The sequence below is a fragment of the Candidatus Bathyarchaeia archaeon genome (genome assembly GCA_041447175.1).
GTDB lineage: Archaea > Thermoproteota > Bathyarchaeia > Bathyarchaeales > Bathycorpusculaceae > JADGNF01.
Map to the genome: position 1 here is coordinate 2693892 of CP166960.1, position 19452 is coordinate 2713343.

At 48.7% G+C, this 19452-nt stretch carries 17 protein-coding genes, 1 tRNA gene and 1 pseudogene; 12 read left to right on the forward strand and 7 right to left on the reverse strand.

The features are described 5' to 3' along the window. Positions 1-56: 56 nt before the first annotated feature. Both ACBZ72_13900 and ACBZ72_13905 read right to left on the reverse strand, forming a co-directional pair. A complete protein-coding gene (locus ACBZ72_13900; GenBank protein XES77243.1) occupies positions 57-731 on the reverse strand; it encodes a hypothetical protein in 675 nt (224 codons plus the stop codon). A gap of 209 nt (positions 732-940) precedes the next feature. Then, a complete protein-coding gene (locus tag ACBZ72_13905) occupies positions 941-1237 on the reverse strand; it encodes a hypothetical protein (GenBank protein ID XES77244.1) in 297 nt (98 codons plus the stop codon). On the opposite strand from ACBZ72_13905, the gene ACBZ72_13910 reads away from it, so the two are divergent. After that, positions 1230-1577, forward strand: coding sequence for a hypothetical protein (locus ACBZ72_13910; protein ID XES77245.1), 348 nt, complete (start codon positions 1230-1232; stop codon positions 1575-1577). The genes ACBZ72_13905 and ACBZ72_13910 overlap by 8 nt on opposite strands. Here ACBZ72_13910 and ACBZ72_13915 read toward each other — a convergent pair. Beyond that, a complete protein-coding gene (locus tag ACBZ72_13915; GenBank protein ID XES77246.1) occupies positions 1538-1960 on the reverse strand; it encodes a hypothetical protein in 423 nt (140 codons plus the stop codon). The two genes, ACBZ72_13910 and ACBZ72_13915, sit on opposite strands and share 40 nt — an antisense overlap. 267 nt (positions 1961-2227) lie before the next feature. On the opposite strand from ACBZ72_13915, the gene ACBZ72_13920 reads away from it, so the two are divergent. Beyond that, positions 2228-5116, forward strand: coding sequence for a hypothetical protein (locus tag ACBZ72_13920; protein ID XES77247.1), 2889 nt, complete (start codon positions 2228-2230; stop codon positions 5114-5116). A 219-nt stretch (positions 5117-5335) separates the two neighbouring features. Here the strand turns inward: ACBZ72_13920 and ACBZ72_13925 are convergent. Then, a tRNA-Ala gene (locus tag ACBZ72_13925) sits at positions 5336-5412 on the reverse strand. A gap of 234 nt (positions 5413-5646) precedes the next feature. Between ACBZ72_13925 and ACBZ72_13930 the strand changes: the two genes are divergently transcribed. Then, entirely contained in the window at positions 5647-6132 is a 486-nt protein-coding gene (locus tag ACBZ72_13930; protein XES77248.1) for an adenosine-specific kinase, read from the forward strand. Between the two features lie 89 nt (positions 6133-6221). After that, positions 6222-7070: an Mrp/NBP35 family ATP-binding protein gene (locus ACBZ72_13935; GenBank protein ID XES78696.1), complete on the forward strand. Its 849-nt coding sequence runs from the start codon at positions 6222-6224 to the stop codon at positions 7068-7070. 83 nt (positions 7071-7153) lie between these two features. On the opposite strand, the gene albA is transcribed toward ACBZ72_13935, so the two are convergent. Further along, positions 7154-7450 carry a DNA-binding protein Alba gene (gene albA / locus ACBZ72_13940; GenBank protein XES77249.1) on the reverse strand — a complete coding sequence of 99 codons (297 nt, stop codon included), beginning with the start codon at positions 7448-7450 and terminating at the stop codon, positions 7154-7156. A 233-nt stretch (positions 7451-7683) separates the two neighbouring features. Here albA and ACBZ72_13945 point away from each other — a divergent pair, with 233 nt between their 5' ends. The 5 genes and pseudogenes from ACBZ72_13945 (at position 7684) to ACBZ72_13965 (ending at position 12301) form a co-directional block, all read left to right on the forward strand. After that, the gene (locus ACBZ72_13945) at positions 7684-8403 is read left to right on the forward strand and encodes a phosphatase PAP2 family protein (protein ID XES77250.1); all 720 of its coding nucleotides are present in this window, start codon (positions 7684-7686) and stop codon (positions 8401-8403) included. Beyond that, positions 8390-8623 carry a phosphatase PAP2 family protein gene (locus tag ACBZ72_13950; GenBank protein ID XES77251.1) on the forward strand — a complete coding sequence of 78 codons (234 nt, stop codon included), beginning with the start codon at positions 8390-8392 and terminating at the stop codon, positions 8621-8623. The genes ACBZ72_13945 and ACBZ72_13950 overlap by 14 nt, the downstream gene beginning before the upstream one ends. 177 nt (positions 8624-8800) lie before the next feature. Next, a pseudogene (locus ACBZ72_13955) lies at positions 8801-8863 on the forward strand (4Fe-4S binding protein). A gap of 138 nt (positions 8864-9001) precedes the next feature. Next, positions 9002-10258, forward strand: coding sequence for a Coenzyme F420 hydrogenase/dehydrogenase, beta subunit C-terminal domain (locus ACBZ72_13960; protein XES77252.1), 1257 nt, complete (start codon positions 9002-9004; stop codon positions 10256-10258). Positions 10259-10381: 123 nt separating this feature from the next. Further along, positions 10382-12301 (forward strand): aconitate hydratase, encoded by a 1920-nt coding sequence (locus ACBZ72_13965; GenBank protein XES77253.1) that lies wholly within the window; start codon positions 10382-10384, stop codon positions 12299-12301. 10 nt (positions 12302-12311) lie between these two features. Here the strand turns inward: ACBZ72_13965 and ACBZ72_13970 are convergent, their stop codons facing one another. Beyond that, positions 12312-13958 carry a 4Fe-4S binding protein gene (locus ACBZ72_13970; GenBank protein XES77254.1) on the reverse strand — a complete coding sequence of 549 codons (1647 nt, stop codon included), beginning with the start codon at positions 13956-13958 and terminating at the stop codon, positions 12312-12314. Positions 13959-14103: 145 nt separating this feature from the next. Between ACBZ72_13970 and ACBZ72_13975 the strand changes: the two genes are divergently transcribed. Further along, positions 14104-14982, forward strand: coding sequence for a hypothetical protein (locus ACBZ72_13975; protein XES77255.1), 879 nt, complete (start codon positions 14104-14106; stop codon positions 14980-14982). Between the two features lie 9 nt (positions 14983-14991). On the opposite strand, the gene ACBZ72_13980 is transcribed toward ACBZ72_13975, so the two are convergent. After that, positions 14992-15543 (reverse strand): CDP-alcohol phosphatidyltransferase family protein, encoded by a 552-nt coding sequence (locus ACBZ72_13980; GenBank protein ID XES77256.1) that lies wholly within the window; start codon positions 15541-15543, stop codon positions 14992-14994. 314 nt (positions 15544-15857) lie between these two features. On the opposite strand from ACBZ72_13980, the gene glnA reads away from it, so the two are divergent. Further along, positions 15858-17324, forward strand: a complete 1467-nt coding sequence (gene glnA, locus ACBZ72_13985) for a type I glutamate--ammonia ligase (GenBank protein ID XES77257.1) — start codon at positions 15858-15860, stop codon at positions 17322-17324. Positions 17325-17462: 138 nt separating this feature from the next. Then, positions 17463-19136 (forward strand): asparagine synthase B, encoded by a 1674-nt coding sequence (asnB, locus tag ACBZ72_13990; protein XES77258.1) that lies wholly within the window; start codon positions 17463-17465, stop codon positions 19134-19136. The last annotated feature ends 316 nt before the right edge of the window (positions 19137-19452 follow it).

Consider the following 19452-nt stretch of genomic DNA (forward strand, 5'->3'; position numbering starts at 1 on the left):
GGAGATTTGAGCTTTCGACAATAGAGTGCCCTTCTATCGTTTCGTATTCTCTGGTCTTAGGTTTTGACGTATTTGTTGTCAATGTATTGTTCCCAAAACTCTTTGAAGCATTTCCGGTATTTTGGCAGTCGGGCTCTGCCTCTCCACGTGGCTTTATCAGCAAACCTCTTAATCTCCTTGGAGGGCTTAAAGTAGGCGACCGCGTTGTCTGGGCTTAACACAAACGGCGGACGCCCATAATACATGCTTATCCAGTTCGCAATCAAATTCCCTGTCCGGTGGTTGCCTTCAATGAATAACTGGGGAAAACCCAGCACAGCAACATACACCTCAGCTGCAACCTTTAGCGGGCGTGGGGTGCCTTTCATGTGTTTTCGGTACCATTTCTCAATCGGTAAAATGTTTTCAGTGAATTTCTCGGAGTTCGCCTCAATTGCACTGTTAAACTCCAATCTTAATGTCGTGTCAAACCCGTAATGTACAATATTGTTGAGTTCTAAGATTTCCGAGGCGCCTTCTTTGGAGAACGGTTCAATGCCTTCCTCAAGAAGCCCGTCCAGATATATGTATGCGTCCATCATGTGCCCTCTTATAACGTTGTTGAAGGTGTCGCGTTTGCCTAGTTTTTCGTGGTCGAGTTGGGTGTTGATTTTTTCCCAGTTTTCCTGAACTTTGAAAAGGGCTTTGTCGACGTTTGCAAGGTCGAATCGCAGAATTTTTGGTTGCTTCATCCTCTTCAATGCAGACATTACAGTGCATGATTTTATCACTTAGCAATATAAACTATGTAGACGACCATAATGAAAATAGATAAAACAGCAACGAGGGTACCTGAATGTTGTTGGTGGCTTGGTTTTCAAAGCTCTCGAGTCCCCTTAAGTGTACATCCAGACTTCGTTTTGCAATAATCTTGTTCGTAAGCGCTAAAGTTTAGTAAGACTCATTTTTTCTTTGCTGAGTTCTTCTTTTGGCTTTTTACGACCGCTACTGCCCCTACAACCACCACAATCGCTAATGCGCTGGCAATTACGAGGGTCCATGGAAATTCAGGTTCTGATTGTACAAGCGCTGGTTGTTGGTCGAAAACTATTGAAACCTCATGTGTGCTAAAATGCGTACTAAACCAGACGTAAAAGTTGTCTGCGTCTTGAGTGCATTCTTGTTTTCCCGCTTTCTGCCCATCAATGTAAATAACTGGGCTTTCATCGCTTGAAACCGCGTTTTTAGGGATGGTCAAGTTACCAAAGCCTTCTGTCCCCTCTTGTCCTGTAACCTTTAAAGCCAATGTCACTGTGCCCGCAGCTGCATCGTTTGAGATTGTAACATCCGAGACCTGCGATGCTGCTATGGTTCCAGTGATGGGAACTAAAACGACTTCGCCTGAAAGTCCAGTAGCAGTTAGCTTGCTCGTTTGGATTGTGGGCGTTATGACTGGAGTAGGCGAGGTTGCTGAGGCGGTTTGTGTTGGCGTCGGCGTTGCTTCTGTTGAAGACGGCGAGGGCGCATTTGTGGTTGATGAGCTAGGCGTTATGGTTATTTATGGAGTAGGCGAAGGCGTTATTGTTGTCAGGGTATAGTAGAAGAGACCCGATTCAACGCTCAACAACCCTGCACAGCTTATGTGTGCTGTTCCGTTGTTGTCAAAAACCAGCGATGAATCTCCATTTGCGGAAGCTACCTTCTGGGCACTCCATGAAGTGCCGTCCCAACTCGCATACTTTAGGGTGATGTCGGTGATTTCGACGGGGCTGATTGTAGTGTAGTTCAAGTAGCTGATGTGGGGGTTGCCTGCGGGGTCAAAAGCTAATGAGGAACCTACCCCCATATACCCTGAATCTACCGTTTGAGTACTCCACGCTGCACCGTCCCAACTCGCATACTTTAAGTCGCCATTGAGCGCCGTGTAGCATATATGAGGGTCGTCGTTTGGGTCTAAAGCTAATGTGCAATCAGTGTTCATGGGCGAGCAGGCTAAATAGCCGTAAATAAACACGTTGGCGTGAATTTGTGGTGGACTACACTCTGGAACCTGCGTCAGTAGATTTTTTTCCTTCTCATTTTCTTTCTTAAACTGTGTTGATTTAAGCTTATGATTCCCACATTGTTATTTGGTCTTTAGATTGGTCGAAAATGGCGCAATTTTTCTGTAGCGTACCTACATTGAGTAAAATATAAATAATAGGTCGATTAAATCGCATTCCACCCTAAAAGGAGAGAGATGTTGAAAATGACCCTAAATGAAAATAGGTTAAAAATTTTCGTGATATCTCTGCTGCTAATAGCTACCCTTGCCTTACCGATGCTTACGACAACAGTCAACGCTCATACTCCAGCTTGGACTATTCCTAGATATGCTTACTGCACTGCAGCCCCCAATCCCGCAAATCCTGGTGAAACAGTGGCCATAGTGGTTTGGACTGATATCCCGCCGCCTACTGCAACTGGAGGAGCCGGTGACCGGTGGACTGGGTTCACAGTTGACGTTACAAAGCCTGACGGAACAGTGGTTCACGCCCTTACAAATGGTGTTTCTGACCCTGTGGGCTCAAGCTACTGTTTGTTCACTCCAGACGCAGTCGGCATATACACTATTACCTTCAGCTTCCCGGACCAAACCGCTGAGCTAGCCGGATATACAGGCTTAAACGGTTCTAGCAGCCAGTACATAGGCGACCTCTATACAGGCGCGAGCACAACAACCACCTTAACGGTGAGCCACGCAGAAGTGGAACCCTTCGTCGAAGCGCAACTACCAGTCAGCTACTGGACTAGGCCAATAAACGAGAATAACCAGCAGTGGAGCCAAATAGCTTCAGCATGGTTAGGTCAACGTCTGTACGGCGCAACTTACGACAAGTTCAATGCATATGGTTGGGCACCTAGCACAGCACACGTTTCGGTAACTTACCCACTTTCGTGGGGCGGTATCACTGGCGGAGACAACGCAATCTACAACAACATGGCCTTCTATTCTGGAACACAGTATAACTTGAAATTCAGCAACCCAATCATCATGTACGGCAACGTCTACTTCAGTTTACCCGCAACACCCGCGAATAGCGGCAACGGCATCGCATGCATGGACCTGCGCACAGGTGAGATTTTATGGACACGCCCAGACGTCAGGTCAGTTACAATAGGCCAACTCTATGACGGTGAGACTCCAAACCAGCACGGAACTTCAGGAATGTACCTGTGGTACAGCGGAACCGTACCTGCAGGCTCCTCAATAACAAATCCCAGCACCGCAGCACAAGACCTTATTAAAGGCACCTATACTGCAGGCGATGTGTACACGACACAGCAATCCAGTATTAGAGGAGGAACTTCAGCATCTGCAACAAGTGCATGGTGTGCAATTGATCCTCGTACAGGTCTGAACGCTTTCAATGAAACCAATCCCCCAACAACTCAGATGGGTGTCTCGTCTGGCAGCGCGCCTAGTGCTCTTTGTTACGGACCACAAGGTGAATGGCTAATCTACGGTTTAGGCGGTCGAACAGATAACAACGATCCTTTCACTACACTTTGGCAATGGAATAACACAAAGATACCCGGTGTAGAAACTGGAGGAGCCGGATCATGGGGACCAGGAATAAGCAACTACAACATGAGCACAGCTTACGACTGGAACGTGACAATAACAAACCCAAACGGTACGCCACATCCACTAGCTAACACGATTTCTCCAATCGGTGCAGTTGGTGGCTTTGCTGCGGGTGGTTCATACAACGCAACCACGGACCTCTACACTCTGTACCCCCAAATCCTCTCTGTTGCGCCCGGTGACTTCATCTTTGGTCAGAGCTCGGGTTTGCAGACTATTCCAGGCACTTCTGCCGGCATCTTTGGTACACCAGACCCCTATACACTGTGGGCAATTAACTTGAATGCTTCGCGTGCACCAATCGGTCAAATACTCTTTGAAAAAACCTACCAGGCTCCCGATGGCAATAAGACTGTCCAAGTAGGTCCAATCGACGCAGAAAACGAGGTCTTCACTATTTACTTCCGAGAAACAATGCAATGGAGCGGCTACAGCGCAATTACAGGCGAAAAGTTATGGGGTCCACTTGAACCACAAAACGACTGGAACTACTTTAGCGGAACAACTGGTTTGACTAACCCGATTGGCGTGGCATATGGTCACCTCTACACAGCAGGATACGGCGGGGTCCTCTACGCAATTGACTGCAAGACTGGCAACATAGACTTCACATGGGGCAACGACATTAACGACCCTAACAACAGCACTTTCACTGCAGAAACAGTTTACGGCGTGTACCCCACTCAGGTTGCAGCTATTGCTAATGGCAAAATCTACATGGTTGAAGAAGAGCACTCTTTGAATGCTCCCGCTTACCATGGTGCAATGACCCGATGCATTGACGCATTCACTGGTAAACTGCTTTGGCAAGTCTACGGCATTTGTTCATGGCAAAGCGTTGCAGTGGCCGACGGTTACTTCACATGGCTCAATTATAATGACGGACAAATCTATGTTATGGGTCCCGGACCAAGCGCAACCACTGTTGATGTCAAAGACAATCTTGTCTCGCTGGGTAGTAGCATCTTAATAACTGGAACGGTAACCGACCAATCCGCGCAGTCCCAACTCAAAGGAACCGCTGCAGTAGCTGACGCAGACCAATCGGTACAGATAGAGTTCCTTATCCAGCACAGCATTGACCAGCCAAACGTTCACGGCGTACCCGTAACGATCTCAGCAATCGACAGCAATGAAAAAGTTATCCCGATAGAACAGACAGTCAGTGACGGTCTAAGTGGAACGTTTAAGACCATCTGGACTCCACCAGCAACTGGCACATACACAATCGTCGCAAACTTCACAGGCACTCAATCATACGGGCCATCATATGCATCTACAGCAGTCGGCGTTGTCGCAGCAGCTTCACCCCAGCCAGGACAAACCTCACCGCCTGCTTCAACAGTGCCAACTTCTAGTCCACTGCAGTCTGTTTCGCCCTCCCCTAGTGAAGCTCCACAGCCAGCTACTACCGCAGCCACGCCAACCCTGACCTACATTGCTATCGGTGCAGCAGTTGTCATTGTGGTCGCCGTCGCAACAGTGCTTGTCCTAAGAAGACGAAAATAAGCAACAAAAATCAAATCAATTCCCTTTTCCTTTTTTGTTTAGGAAAAACATTGGCGAAAATAAGGGGCTGAGTGGGCTTTGGAAGGTGAATTTCCAACTTTGCTCGTTGGTTTTCATCTCGTTCTCTCTCCTAATTTGCGTTCCGTAGCCCCAGCAAACCCTTTGAATAATTTATCAAGATTTAGTTTCCGCTTATTATTTTGAGAAGGTTTTTTATTTTGGTGGACTGGGGGGGATTTGAACCCCCGACCTCTTGAGTGCAAGTCAAGCGTTCATGCCAACTGAACTACCAGCCCGCATGCATGGAAGCATTTCAGAGAATATTGGGTTCTTTGATATTTAGGTTTTGTTTGCTTCTGCCCCGACGGCAAGTCCACAACAAGCTGCGAGCCTATTTGGCGTCTATTTGGATGCTATTAGAAAATCGATGCAGAACCTATAGAGGGGATAGGGTAGGCTAAAACGTAGCTTACCTACCTGAACCGCAAAACCCATAAACCCAACCTGCAATAATCAACACAGGGAAACCCATGCTCAACTTCACCACAGTCAAAATCACCCCGCCCCCTGATGTCAACCTCATTTTGGGGCAAGCGCATTTTATAAAAACCGCTGAAGACCTCTACGAAGCCCTCACAAACGCCGTTCCCAACGCGAAATTTGGCTTAGCCTTCTGCGAAAGCAGCGGTCCATGTCTTATCCGCGCTGAAGGAAACGACCCTGAACTCAAGGGGGCAGTTGCAGAGAAAGCCCTTGAACTCGCTTGCGGACACAGTTTTCTTATTTACCTGCGCGGTGCTTACCCCATAAATGTGCTTGACAAAGTCAAGGCGGTCCCCGAAGTCTGCGGCATCTACGCAGCAACTGCAAACCCGCTGGAGGTCGTGGTGGCGGAAACCGAGCAGGGCAGAGGCGTCATGGGCGTCATCGACGGCTACAAAAGCAGAGCCATCGAAACTGGTGCGGACGTGGAGGCGCGGCGGGGTTTTCTGCGCAAAATCGGCTACAAACTCTAACCCGAAACCCTTTTTAGTCCACCCCACCTTCAAAGGGGCAAGTTAGCTTGGTGGTTTTTGTGAGTGCACCTGACCAGAACCAGAATTTGATGGAAGCCCGACGGCAAAGGCTTCTGCAGCAAAAAGAACAACTTGAACAACTCCGCATACGCATGGGCAAAATCAAGCACAAAATCGCGGTCATCAGCGGCAAGGGCGGCGTGGGTAAAAGCACGGTGACTGTGAACTTGGCGGCAGCTTTTGCCAAAAAAGGCTACGCGGTGGGCATTTTGGATGCAGACATTCATGGTCCGAGTGTGCCGCGGCTTTTGGGGTTGACGGGGCAGCGGGTGAAAACTGGTCCGCCAGGCGCCTTCCCAGTTTTTGGACCCATGGGCATCAAGGTTATCTCCATCGACTTTTTCTTGGATGAAGAGGTGCCAACAATTTGGCGGGGTCCCCTGAAGATGGGTGCTATTCGCCAGTTTCTGCAAGAAATCGTCTGGGGCGACTTGGATGTTTTGCTGATTGATTTGCCCCCCGGCACAGGCGATGAACCCTTAACCATCGCCCAGTTTCTGCCCGAAATGGACGGCGTGGTCATTGTCACTATGCCCAACGAGCTCTCAAGTACCATCGTCAAAAAAGCCATAACCTTCGCCCGCAGACTAAACATGCCCATCATCGGCGTGGTGGAAAACATGAGCGGCTTTGTTTGCCCCCACTGCGGCGAAAAAACCGACATCTTCCCTGCGGGCGGCGGCAGAAAAATGGCTGACGAAGAAGGCGTCGCGTTCTTGGGCAGCATACCCATTGACCCGAAAGTAGGCGTCGACACCGACAAAGGTAAGCCTTTTGTGGTTGAGCATCCTGATTCAGCTGCCGCAAACGCCTTCGCCGAAGTGGTAACACAAGTTGACGTTTACCTGCAGAAGCGAGCGCAACCAAAAACTGATTGAAGTGCGTTTGCGCAAAACTAAACTCTTTTTTAAGAAAATGAAGAAAGTTGGAGAACAAACTTTACCGTTGTTGCTCCGCGTTGTTATGGCTTGCTCAGAGTGATTTCTATCGTGGAAACCATTCTGGACTTTGTTTCGCCTTCGCGGGGTGGCATCTCGGCTGTTCCGATGGCTATGGTGCTGACTTTGAGTTCTTTTATGAATCTGCTTCGAGTAATTTCAGCCACGTCAACTGCGGTGGTTATTGCTTGACCTCGCGCTTTCAGCGTTATCTCTTTGGCTGAGCCTGAAGAAAACGCTGTGATTATAGCCAGAACATAGCTCATTGGTGGTTTGTTTCCGACGAATATGACATCTTGCTGTTTTTCCGTTTTTTTCATCCTCCAATTTTTTGTCTGTAGTGACGTTCTGGAGTTTCTTCTTTTTTCAGAACGCTCTGAGTTTATACACAAAACTAGCTTATAAATTAAACCAGCCTGCAATTCAACACATCTACTCTAACCAACCAGCAGTTTAATGCGTTCAAAAAGGCTGTATCTTCTCCCATTTTTGTGGGATTAGCAAAATGCATTTAAAACGGTTATGCTCCTAAGTGCAAGGAGTTCTAACAAAATTGGGCAAAAAACGGGAAGAAGAAAAGTCAGAGCAAAAAGGCAAATTTGACTACCATTCTTCTAGGTTTTTTTCCCTTCTTTTTCCCGGCATTTACGCTTTTGTTCTTTTAATTTTCTGTTTGGTTTACGCGATTATTCCTGGACCTGAATTTTTGGTGCTGATTTTTCTCATTTACGCCGCTTATAATCAGCATACTTGGCGTTTCCTTAAGGATTGGCTTCCCTTCATCACAGTGTTTCTCTCCTATGAAGCCATGTACGGCGTGGCGGACGTATTTGCCAAAAGTAACCTACATTCGGGACCTTTGAATTTGGAGCATTTCCTGTTCGGAAACCCCATCCCCACCATTGTACTCCAACAATCAATACGGCTACCAATTTTGGACTACATGGGCGCCTTTTTCTATTCGCTGCACTTTTTTGCCCCCACAATTTTCGCGTTTATCCTCTGGCGCGAAAGCCCAAAAGACTACTGGAAATACACCATCGCCTTTGGAATATTAAGCTACAGTGCCCTGTTGACTTTTCTAGCTTTCCCCGTTGCCCCTCCATGGATAGCCGTGGCAGGGGTCCCCCGCATCTTAACTGGGTCCGTTGATGCAAGTTTAGGTTTACCCGTCTACAAAACCATATTTGACTTTCTCAGCCCTAAACCAATACGCTGCCTTTCCCAGCATGCATTCCGCCCTGCCTTGGCTGATTTCTTTGTTTGCCATTAAAATCTGGAAAACAAAAGCGCTTCCCTTACTGATTTTTCCAATCGGAGTGTGGTTTAGCGCGGTGTACCTTGGCGAACACTACTTTGTGGACGTGCTAGGCGGAATCGGTTACGCGACAGTAGCGTTTATTGTAGTGGAGAAGCTTTTGCCGTATCTGTCCTGCCGTATCGGCTTTTTAAGAAGGCATGTTCCAAATTTTGAAACCAAGCCGAAAAGGTGAGTATGTTTTCGCTTTTGGATAAATTTGTTTTCCTATTCGCGGCTTCTCTATAAATGATTGTTGACTATTGACGATTATGTATTTAAGACGCTTATAGCCTGTATATACATGTGAGGGCGAGGGCTGTATGCAATCCAACAAGATTCCCTAATTGCCTACAACATTTTATACAAAAAAATAGTCAGCAACGGCTTTTGTACCCTATGCGGCGCATGTGAAGCGGCATGTCCAACAGGCGCAATATCTGTTGAAGATGAGAAAAACCGCCGTCTACATGACTGCTCCAAAGACCTTGATTTATGCCCGATTTGCTACGAGGTTTGTCCGCATTCTGAAGCGTTGCTGCTGAGAACTCAGAAGGCGGTTTCCGATGCTCCTGTGAAGAACGAAGCTTTAGGCTACTACCGAAAAATTGTGCTGGCTCAAGCAACTGACCCAAAAATAAGAGAAATGAGCCGCGGCGGTGGAGTGGTTACCTCCCTGTTAACTTATGGCGTTGAAAAGAAACTTTTTGACAGCGCTATCGTTTCCAGAGCTGAACCTGAAAACCCCTCCAAACCTAGAGCCTCCGTAGCCACAGTACAAGACGACATCTTATCCGCTGTCGGGAGCAAATTTTTCCCCTCCCCTGTAGCTAAAGCTTATGGGCGTGCGGTTTACAGCTACGGCAAAACAAAAATTGCCTTTGTAGGCGTTCCCTGTCACGTAACCGCTCTACGTAAAATTGAAGCTTGGGGCCACAAAATCAGCGACAATTTAGCCATAACCATCGGGCTTTTCTGTTTCGGAACATTCTCCATGGCTCCCCTGCTCAAGTACATAGAAGACAATTACCATGTGAAGCCTTCGGAGATTAAGCACATGCGGCTTTCCTCCAAATTCATTGTGCAGACAGACAAAGACGTGATTCGAATTCCCGTTTCTGAAGTGGAAAACATCATCATGCCCAGCTGTCGAACCTGCACCGACTTCACTTCCGAGTTAGCCGACATATCTGTTGGTAGTGCGTACCCGCTTGAAGAATGGTCCACCGTTATTATTCGGACGAAGGCAGGCGAGAAATTCTTCTACGAGGCAGTAGAAAACGGCGTGATTAACACTTGGGTTATTGAGCAAGAACCTGAAGTTTTTGAGCGGGTGGCAAAAGCGGCTATCCAGAAACGAACCGCTGCACTTCAGGAAGCTAAGAAAATGGAAGCGAAATTCGGTTACTTACCTGTTCTTACGTTGCGAGAAAGTGACGCTTTTGCCCACGTTAAAGTTGCAGACATCATGACTAAACACGTCAAGACCGTGCGGGAAAATATTACAGTTAGTCAATTGTTAGAGTTGATGGCTCAGCAGCATCACATAGGCTACCCCGTTGTGAACGCAGAAGAGGAACCCGTAGGCACAATCACCCTTGAAGCGGCAAGTGCTGTTGGAAAAGAAAAACGAGACACAACCCTTGTCAACCAAATTATGCGTAAAAACCCCGTTTACGTTAGCTCCGAAGACACCGCTCTGGACGTTTTCCGGAAGATGCGCGAGTTTGAAACAGGACGTGTGCTGGTCGTGGACTATGCAGATTCAAGGAAGCTGGTGGGAATTGTTACCAAGAGCGACCTTATGCATACTATGATAGAGCAAGGCTAAGCTGCCTGCCTTTTTCTTCATTTTTGCCTTCAACCGTAACCTGTTTTTTCAGGGTGAACCTTAAATTTGTGTTTCCTCATTCCCGTTTAACAAATTTCCCTCGGAACTTTGGCGGAAGCAAAAATGGGCGAAACATTATCCGAAAAAATAATCAGCAACCACTTAGCAGCGGGCAAACTTGAGTCCGGCGCACAAATCGGGTTACAAATCGACCACACCCTCACACAGGACTCCACCGGCACGTTAGCGTACTTGGAGTTCCAAGCCATGGGCATCCCAAAAGTCCGCACCAAACTCAGCCTCAGCTTTGTAGACCACAACATGCTGCAAAACGACTTCCGAAACGCAGACGACCACCGCTACCTCCAAAGTGTCGCCGCCAAATACGGCATCATCTTTTCTCGTCCAGGCAACGGCATATGCCACCAAGTCTACTTGGAACGTTTTGCCCGCCCAGGATACACCCTGCTGGGCAGCGACAGCCACACCCCAACTGCAGGCGGCATGGGCATGATGGCCATCGGCGCAGGCGGTCTAGACGTAGCAGCAGCCATGGCAGGCGAACCTTTCCATTTGGAAACTCCCGAAATAGTCAACGTAAAGCTAACAGGGCAGCTTTCACCGTTTGTTTCCGCTAAAGACGTGATTTTGGAGGTTCTGCGCAAACTCACCGTGAAAGGCTGCGTTAACAAAATCCTCGAATACACTGGACCTGGCGTTAAGACCCTGACGGTTCCCGAACGCGGCACCATAACCAACATGGGTACAGAAACTGGAGCCACAACCTCCGTGTTTCCCTCCGACGAAGTAACCCACAAATTCCTGACTGGACAAGACCGCGCTGACCAGTGGGTTCCCTTAGACGCAGACCCAAACGCCACATACAGCGAAGCCATAGACTTGGACCTCTCCAAAGTGGAGCCCCTCATTGCGCTCCCCCATAGCCCCGACAACGTCAAAGCCGTCCGCGACGTCGAAGGCACACCCGTAGCCCAAGTATGCATCGGCAGCTGCACCAACAGCTCCCTGCGCGACCTCAAAATGGTTGCTGCTCTGCTGAAAGGCAAAAAAATCAGTGACCACGTAAGCCTCACAATCTCCCCCGGGTCAAGGCAGGTTCTGGAAAACCTTGCCGCGTCAGGAGACCTAGTGGACCTTATCCGTGCAGGCGCCCGCGTCATCGAAAACGGCTGCGGACCATGCATAGGCATTGGCCAGGCTCCTCCAAGCGGCGCTGTCACCCTGCGCACATTTAACCGTAACTTCAAGGGCAGGTCTGGAACAAAAGACGCCCAAATTTTCTTGGTAAGCCCTGAAACCGCCGTGGCATCCGCCCTGACAGGTGCAATCACGGATCCACGCGCCCTCAAAGACTACCCCCAAATCAGTTTGCCAGAGAAATTCCTCATAAACGACAACATGTTCATTTTCCCCCAACCCCATTCCGGCAACGTGGAAATCGTCATGGGACCCAACATAAAACCCCTGCCCTCTTTCCAGCCGTTGCAGGCAATGCTTTCTGGCGAAGTGCTGCTGAAAACGTGCGACAACATCTCCACCGACGACATCTTGCCCGGCGGCAGCGAAGTTATGTCTTTGCGAAGCAACATTCCCGAAATTAGCAAGTACACCTTCCGCCCCGTGGACGCTGGGTTTGCGGAACGTGCCCTGCAAAAGGGCGGCGGATTCATCGTTGGCGGAGAAAACTATGGGCAAGGCTCCAGCCGTGAACACGCAGCACTGGCACCCAAATATCTGGGGGTTAAGGCGGTTTTGGTGAAAAGTTTTGCGCGGATTCACCTCGCCAACCTGATTAACTTTGGGATTGTCCCGTTAACCTTCTCTGACAAGCAAGACTGCGACTGCATCTCGCAAGGTGACCTGCTGGAATTGGCTGTGGGCAACCTGCCAAAGCAACTCACCGTAAAAAACGTGACCACTGGTTCCATAGTGCAGGTTGAATGTGATCTCAGCGACTTGGACCGCGCCATGATTTTGGCAGGCGGAAAACTGGCGGCTATAAAACAAAAACAATCCGCCTAACCCTGTTCTTTTATGGTTTTTCTACCCAGTTGCGGCTTCGACAAACCGTTTTACCCGCAACCTTAAACTGCAGGCAATCCTTTTCGGGGCACATTTCCACGCAGCGCAGACACAGTAGACACTGCGAAGTTGTCACGTCGCCGCCTTTTGCTTCATAAACCTCCTCCACTTGAGTGGGGCAGACGCGTTTGCAGACGCCGCATTTGGTGCATTTCTCCTGCACCTTCTCAAGGCGCACGCCAGATATGCGTTTGAAGGGTTGGAACCGGTTGAATAGGGCGATTAAGCCGCCGAGGGGGCAGATGCGGCACCATGAACGTCTAAAGAAGAACGCCCCAACTGTGACAATGGCAAATATGGTTAGGTTTAGGGAGGTGAGGTACTGTCCGAGCTGGTAGAATGCGCCTGTGGTTCCCTCCACAACCCATTCCGGACGCATAACCCCCATGGACACTTGTAGCAGGACACAAAGCGGTTTCATGGGGCAGACTTGACAAAACGGCGCGCTAAAGTACGTGTAGACAAAGCCGCCGGTTTCGGTTCCCGGGATGAGTTGGGTGCCGAATATGGCTTCTGAGGCAAAAAGTACGCTTACGATTATTATGAGAGCTAAGATGACGTAGCTGAGTTGATGGAATTTCTCGTTAAACTTTGGCGAAAAGTTGCGGTGCCTAATCTTCAAAGCTTTACGCAGACGCGTCATTAAATCCATGTATAAGCCGAAGGGGCAAATCCAGCCGCACCAGAACCTGCCCAGCAAAACCGACGCCACCGCAACCAAGCCGACAACGATGCCTAACCGCTCCAAGCCCGATATGTCATAGTTTACCCCAAAGCCGCGTCCAGTGTCCCAAAAGGGGTAAATGTAGGTCTGAATTTGCCAAAGCGGACACGTAAAGGTTCTGCCGCAGGGGAAGTAGCAGCTGAAAACGGGTATGGGTAACCCGTCAGGCATGAAGCTTAGCGAGGTGGTGCCGAGAAGGAATTCGTGGGGGGCGATTTGTTCGGCTGGTATGGGAAGGTTTTGGTGGTCAATAAATACGCCAAAAAAGAGCAAAAAGATGACTGCTATCTGCACAAAGAGGCGAAAGCTGCTGATTTTTCGGGTTTTTCGGCGGGTTCCCACAGTCGCTGCGACTATGGCTACGCTTCCTGCTACCGCGGCTAAAGCAATGACGGTGTAGTTGGGTTTGAACGCGGGAAGCGGAACAGGCGTGGGAAGAGGTGCATCGGGGTTGTTGGGGTCGGTGACGTTAACGTAGAGACGGTCACTTATGTGTCCCCGTATGGGAAAAATGTTCCAGAACCCTACCATGTCCAGTTTTTGGGTGACGCAAAATTCGCCTGTAACGTTGTCGGTTGGCACCAAGCAGTCTATCCATGTGTAGTCGGGTCTTGTGAATGTCACCCTGACTGTGAAGTTGTCTTCAGGCGGACAAATTTGACCCATAACAGTGACGGTTTCTCCAAGGTTTGTTTGAGTGCTGCTTACGTTGGCGATTATGCAGGGTCCATAACAAGGTAGCGGCGTCTCCGGAGCGGTTTGGGTTGTGTTCAAACCGTAGACTTGTTCGGTCATGTCTAGGTTTGTCGACAAGAAGAGCAGGGTTAAAACTAGTATTGCAGGCATCAAGGCGCATCTGGACAGCCTCTTCATTGTCATTCCCCTATCTTTGGAGATGTTAACCTGCTTGGTCTCTCCAAGTTAGATGCTTTTGGATGGTTTAAAAACGTTGGCGAATTTGTGTGTGGATAAAAAACTTATATCGGCTCTTTTCTTTCCTATTGCATGAGAGATAATTATGGGATACCGCTCACAAAGTAATCCACGACGTGGTTCTGACAAAAAAACGCAACGGTCCACCACCACTTCCAAACCTAAACCTAAAACTAAAAAAACTCCTAAATCATCCACAAAAAAGGTTGAACAAGTTGAACAAACTTCTGCGCCTTCACTGCAACAGGTCGAAGAAAAATTCTTAGCCAATCTAGAGCGGCTGGGCGAGCAGAAGTTTGCGGTTTCGCCGTTTAGTCAGTATTATGATGATTGGTTGATGAATCTTAGGCAAGAGGTTTCCCAGTTTGAGTCTGACCCTGCAGTGAACGCTGATGAAGAATTTGTTAAGGTTCGAACGCAATTTTTTGCTGACATCGAAGGAGAACTGGCTAAGCTGCGGCTTAAAGAAGCTGACTTGGATGCCTCCGCCAAAGCCCTCTCCGAAAGCAATCACCTGCTCGTAGAGTTGGATGCTCAATACGCCACTCAAACCCGTGTGCTTGCCCAAAAACGTAACAGCGAAATCGAAAACCTTACAAAAACCGTGCATGACTTCGAAGAGGAAATTGTACGCGTTGGTCAAATGAAAACCAGCTTTTTCGGCTTTACAAAACGCGCCAAACGCAAGAAAGAGGAGGAGTTAACTCAGCAGCTTACTGCCGCAAAAAAGGAGGCAGAGTTGGCGGTGCAGAATTTTGGGGTTGAACAGGAGAAGCTTCATGATGATTACGAGAAAAAGAAGCAAGAGACCATCGCGAAAGTGCAGAGTTTGGAGAAAGAGATTGTCGACATTGAAACCGACAAATCTTCTGAGCCCCGTAAAAATGTGGCTGCCGCTTTGACTGAGGCTGTAAAAGCTTTGGTTCAACGGAAAGAGGTTTCTTCTTCGCCTTCATCCGTCTAACTTTTCCTTTTATTTTTTGTGACGGTATAATGTACCTGCAATTTGGATAGACGAAACCAAACTTAGGGTGCCTGCGATAACAAAACAAACTGTGCTAACCCAAACAACGGGTGAGAGTAGCCCTACTAAGATGAAGATGAGGCGTTCGAAGCGTCCAAACAGGGCATAGTCGGTTTTCAATCCGCGGCGGTAACTTGCGAAGCGGCTTGCAAAAAGTGCCACCGAACCGATGACTGCCACAACGCCTATGGGCTGGATTATTCCTCCTGCGAGGGCTCCCAGAACCACGGCAAGCTCAGTTAGGCGGTCAGCGGTTGAGTCAAACATCATGCCAAATTTGGATTCCATGTGGAATTTGCGTGCAATTGTGCCGTCTAAAACGTCGCAGAAGACGCTTAGGACGCCGAAAGTGAACGCTAACGGGTACACGTGAAGGGCAAATAGTGTTCCGCAAGTTAACCCCAAGGCTAACCCTGAGGTGGTGAGGATGTTGGGCGTTAACCCATGGGTATAGGCGGCGCTGGCTATTCGAAATAACACGGCGTCTTTGCTTGAACGCATACTGTATAAGCCCAGCGGGTGTCCCTTCACTTGTTTTGCAGTGGGGCTAACAGTTAAAGGTATCTTCTTTTGAGTAGGGCTTAACCCTCTTTTGGTGATGTTGCCTAGACTGTTTTTTCATAAAATGTGTGTTTTCGTTCAGATGTCGCGAAGTTAGCCCTTGTTTCAGTCAGGCATCTAGGTTTTGTAGGTTTTTTCTGTAAGGTTTTCATGTTTTCATAAGTCTTATGAACAAATCTTAAATATGTTTAAATCCGCTTGGTGCTCCCTTGACCAAGCAACGAAAAGTAAATCGGAAAAGCATGGTGAGTAAAATGGAAAAAAACGATGCGGTAACGAAAGCTACAGAGACCTTAAAGAATAATAACGTAAGGTGGGTGCACTCCGCGTTTGTCGATGTCCGCGGAATACTTCAAGACATGGTTCTTCCAGCTCGAGACTACCTTAGTGGAGAGGCATTCACGGCTGGCATCGGTTTTGATGGTTCCTCTGTCAGAGGCTTCAAATCCATTGAAGAATCAGACATGATTTTCATGCCCGACCCCAAAACCTTGTCAATAATGCCATGGGTCACTGATGAGAAACAGAAAAGTGCCATCGTCCTTGGCGACGTTTTTGAATGTTATGGAGGAAAAGAACCTTCAGTTGTTGACCCAAGAAGCTATGTAGCTAAACGAGCCGTAGCAGAAGCCGCAGCGATGGGTTACACGGGGATTTTTGCTCCTGAATTGGAGTTTTTCGTTTTCTCCTCCATTGACCCCACAAAGCTTGTCTGGGACATGTGGGTAAGCCCCAAAGGCGGCGAAGGCGACTCATGGGGTGCCCCAAGAATTGTTCCCCAATCCCCAGAAATTACCCCTGGAAACCACATTATTCGACCAAAAGAAGCCTACTACCGCACGCCCCCTGAAGACACAACGGTGGAGTTCCGCAACGAAGTTTCACAGGTCCTTGAGGACAATTTCGGGTTAACAATCGAGAAACATCACCACGAGGTCGCAACAGTGGGTCAGGTAGAAATCGACTACAAATATGGTCCCCTCATAGACACCGCTGACCGCGCCATGTACTACAAGTTTGTGACCAAAAACATAGCCCACAAACACGGGTTAGTAGCAACCTTCATGCCTAAACCGGTCTACTTGGACAACGCCAGCGGCATGCACGTTCACCAATCGCTCTGGTCAGCAAACAAAACCGCAATGTACGACGAAAACGACCCATACGCTGAACTCAGCCAAGTCGGGCGATACTACATTGGTGGTTTGCTGGAGCACGCCAAAGCATTAACCGCCATTTGCTGCCCCACCGTAAGCTCCTACAAACGCCTCGTGCCCGGATTTGAAGCCCCAATCTACATTATGTGGTCTCGCCGCAACCGGTCCGCCTTAGCCCGCATACCCCTCTACTACAAAGGACCCGAATACGCCGCTCAAAAACGCGTCGAGTACCGTGGAGTTGACCCATCATGCAACCCGTACTTGGCGTTTTCATGCCTGCTCATGGCGGGTTTGGACGGAATCAAAAAGAAAATTGAGCCTGGCGACCCAGTGGATGAAGACCTCTACAAGCTTTCACCGCAAAAACGCAAGGACCTTGGCATCAAAGAGTTGCCAACCACCCTTAAAGACGCCTTGGACGAACTCAAATGCGACGAAGTTATACAACGCGCCTTAGGAAACCACATATACGAAGCCTTCGTGGAGCTAAAAACCAACGACTGGAACCAATACTGCCTCTACGTATCCCCCTGGGAAATCATGAAGTACCTCGACTGTTAACCTCTCTCTTTCTTTTCTTCATCTTTTTCTGTTTTAGAATCCAAAAACCTTAAGCCACTCTTTTCATAGAACGCAAGGGTAGTAAGAGCGTTCCGATGCCCTTATCTTACGGTTTAACAAACGTGTAGGCAGATATTCATGTGCGGTATAGTGGGAATTTTCAACATCACTGAACCAGCTGACCAAGTTCGAAACAAAGCCCTAAAAATGGCTACCAAAATACGGCACCGCGGACCCGACTGGAGCGGCATCTACAGCGACGACAAAGCCGTCTTAGCTCACGAGCGCCTCTCCATCGTGGACGTAGAACACGGCGCCCAACCCCTCTTCGATAAACTCAACGGAAACGTTCTGGCGGTTAACGGCGAAATCTACAACCACATGCAACTTCACAGCGAACTCAAAAAAGAGCACTTATGGCAGACAAAGTCAGACTGCGAAATTATCCTGTACCTCTACGACGAGTATGGACCCGACTTTCTGAACATGCTTAACGGCATGTTTGCCTTCATCCTCTACGACAAGCAGAAAAGCGAATACTTCCTTGCCCGCGACCACATCGGCATAATTCCGCTCTACGTGGGCTGGGACGACAATGGAACCTTTTATGCCGCCAGCGAAATGAAAGCCCTCACCGACTACTGCACCAACATTCAAGAATTCCCGCCTGGACACTACCTGCAAGGTAAAGGCATCATCAAAAACTTTGTCCAATGGTACAAACCCAAATGGGCAACCCAAATCCCCAACAATCCCTTGGCGCTTTCTAACCTGCAGACAGCGTTGGAGAAATCGGTGAAGGGACAAATGATGTCCGACGTTCCTTACGGTGTGCTCATCTCCGGCGGGTTGGACTCTTCGCTCATAGCCGCCATCGCCTCAAAGTACCGCAAAAAACGCATCGAATCCGACGACCAAGAAGAAGCATGGTGGCCCCGACTACACTCATTTGCGGTAGGCTTGGCGGATTCCCCCGACTTGAAGTATGCCCGAAAAGTAGCTGACTACATCGGAACCGTGCATCACGAGATAATTTTCACCATACAGGAAGGCTTTGACGCCATACCCAACGTGATTTACCACTTGGAAACCTTCGATGTAACCACCATACGCGCCGCGACACCCATGTATCTGATGGCACGCAAAATCAAGTCCATGGGCATCAAAATGGTCCTCTCAGGCGAAGGCTCCGACGAGGTGTTCGGTGGCTACCTGTACTTCCACAAGGCACCCAACGAGCAGGAATTCTACGAGGAAACCGTCCGCAAACTGTTCATGCTCAGCAAATACGACTGCCTACGCGCCAACAAAGCCACCGCCGCGTGGGGCGTCGAAACCCGCGTGCCCTTCCTCGACAAGGAATTTCTGGATTTTGCCATGAACTTTGACCCCAAAGAAAAAATGTGTCCCGGCGACAAAATCGAAAAATACGTGTTGCGCAAAGCCTTTGAGGGCTACATTCCTGACGAGATTTTGTGGCGGCAGAAAGAGCAGTTCTCTGATGGTGTCGGCTACGGCTGGATTGATTACCTGAAGCAGCATGCGGAGAGCGCGGTTTCAAATGAGATGATGGCAAACGCCAAAACCCGCTTCCCCACCCAGACACCCATGTCTAAGGAGGAGTATTTCTACCGGGAGATTTTTGACAGCTACTTCAACTCGCCCAGCGCAGCATTAACCGTTCCAGTCGGTCCAACTATTGCCTGCTCAACACCTACCGCGTTTAGGTGGAGCAAAGAATTCGCCAAACAAGCCGACCCCTCAGGCAGATCAGTCAAAGAGCACCAGCATACAAAGGAGGCAACCCCTTAACCTCCCGCCAGACAGGCATACAAGAAGTGACGCAATGAGCCTCTCCAGCAGATTTTTTTCGCCCATGTTCTTTTACGTTTTTAAACTGATGGTCTATTCAGGATCGAAGGTTTTAGCCCTGACTTTTCTATCTTTGTACGGTTTGATTCTGGGTTTGGCGCGGGTATCTGGGAGCAGAGCAAGTGCCGTGAAAAGTCTGCTGTTTTATGGTGTTGAAGTGCTTCAGCACGGCTTATAGCCTTTCTTGGCGGGCTTTCGAGCTTTAAAAAATGTTCAGTTTTTTGCTTTAATGATGGGTTTATTGAAAAACTTTTAT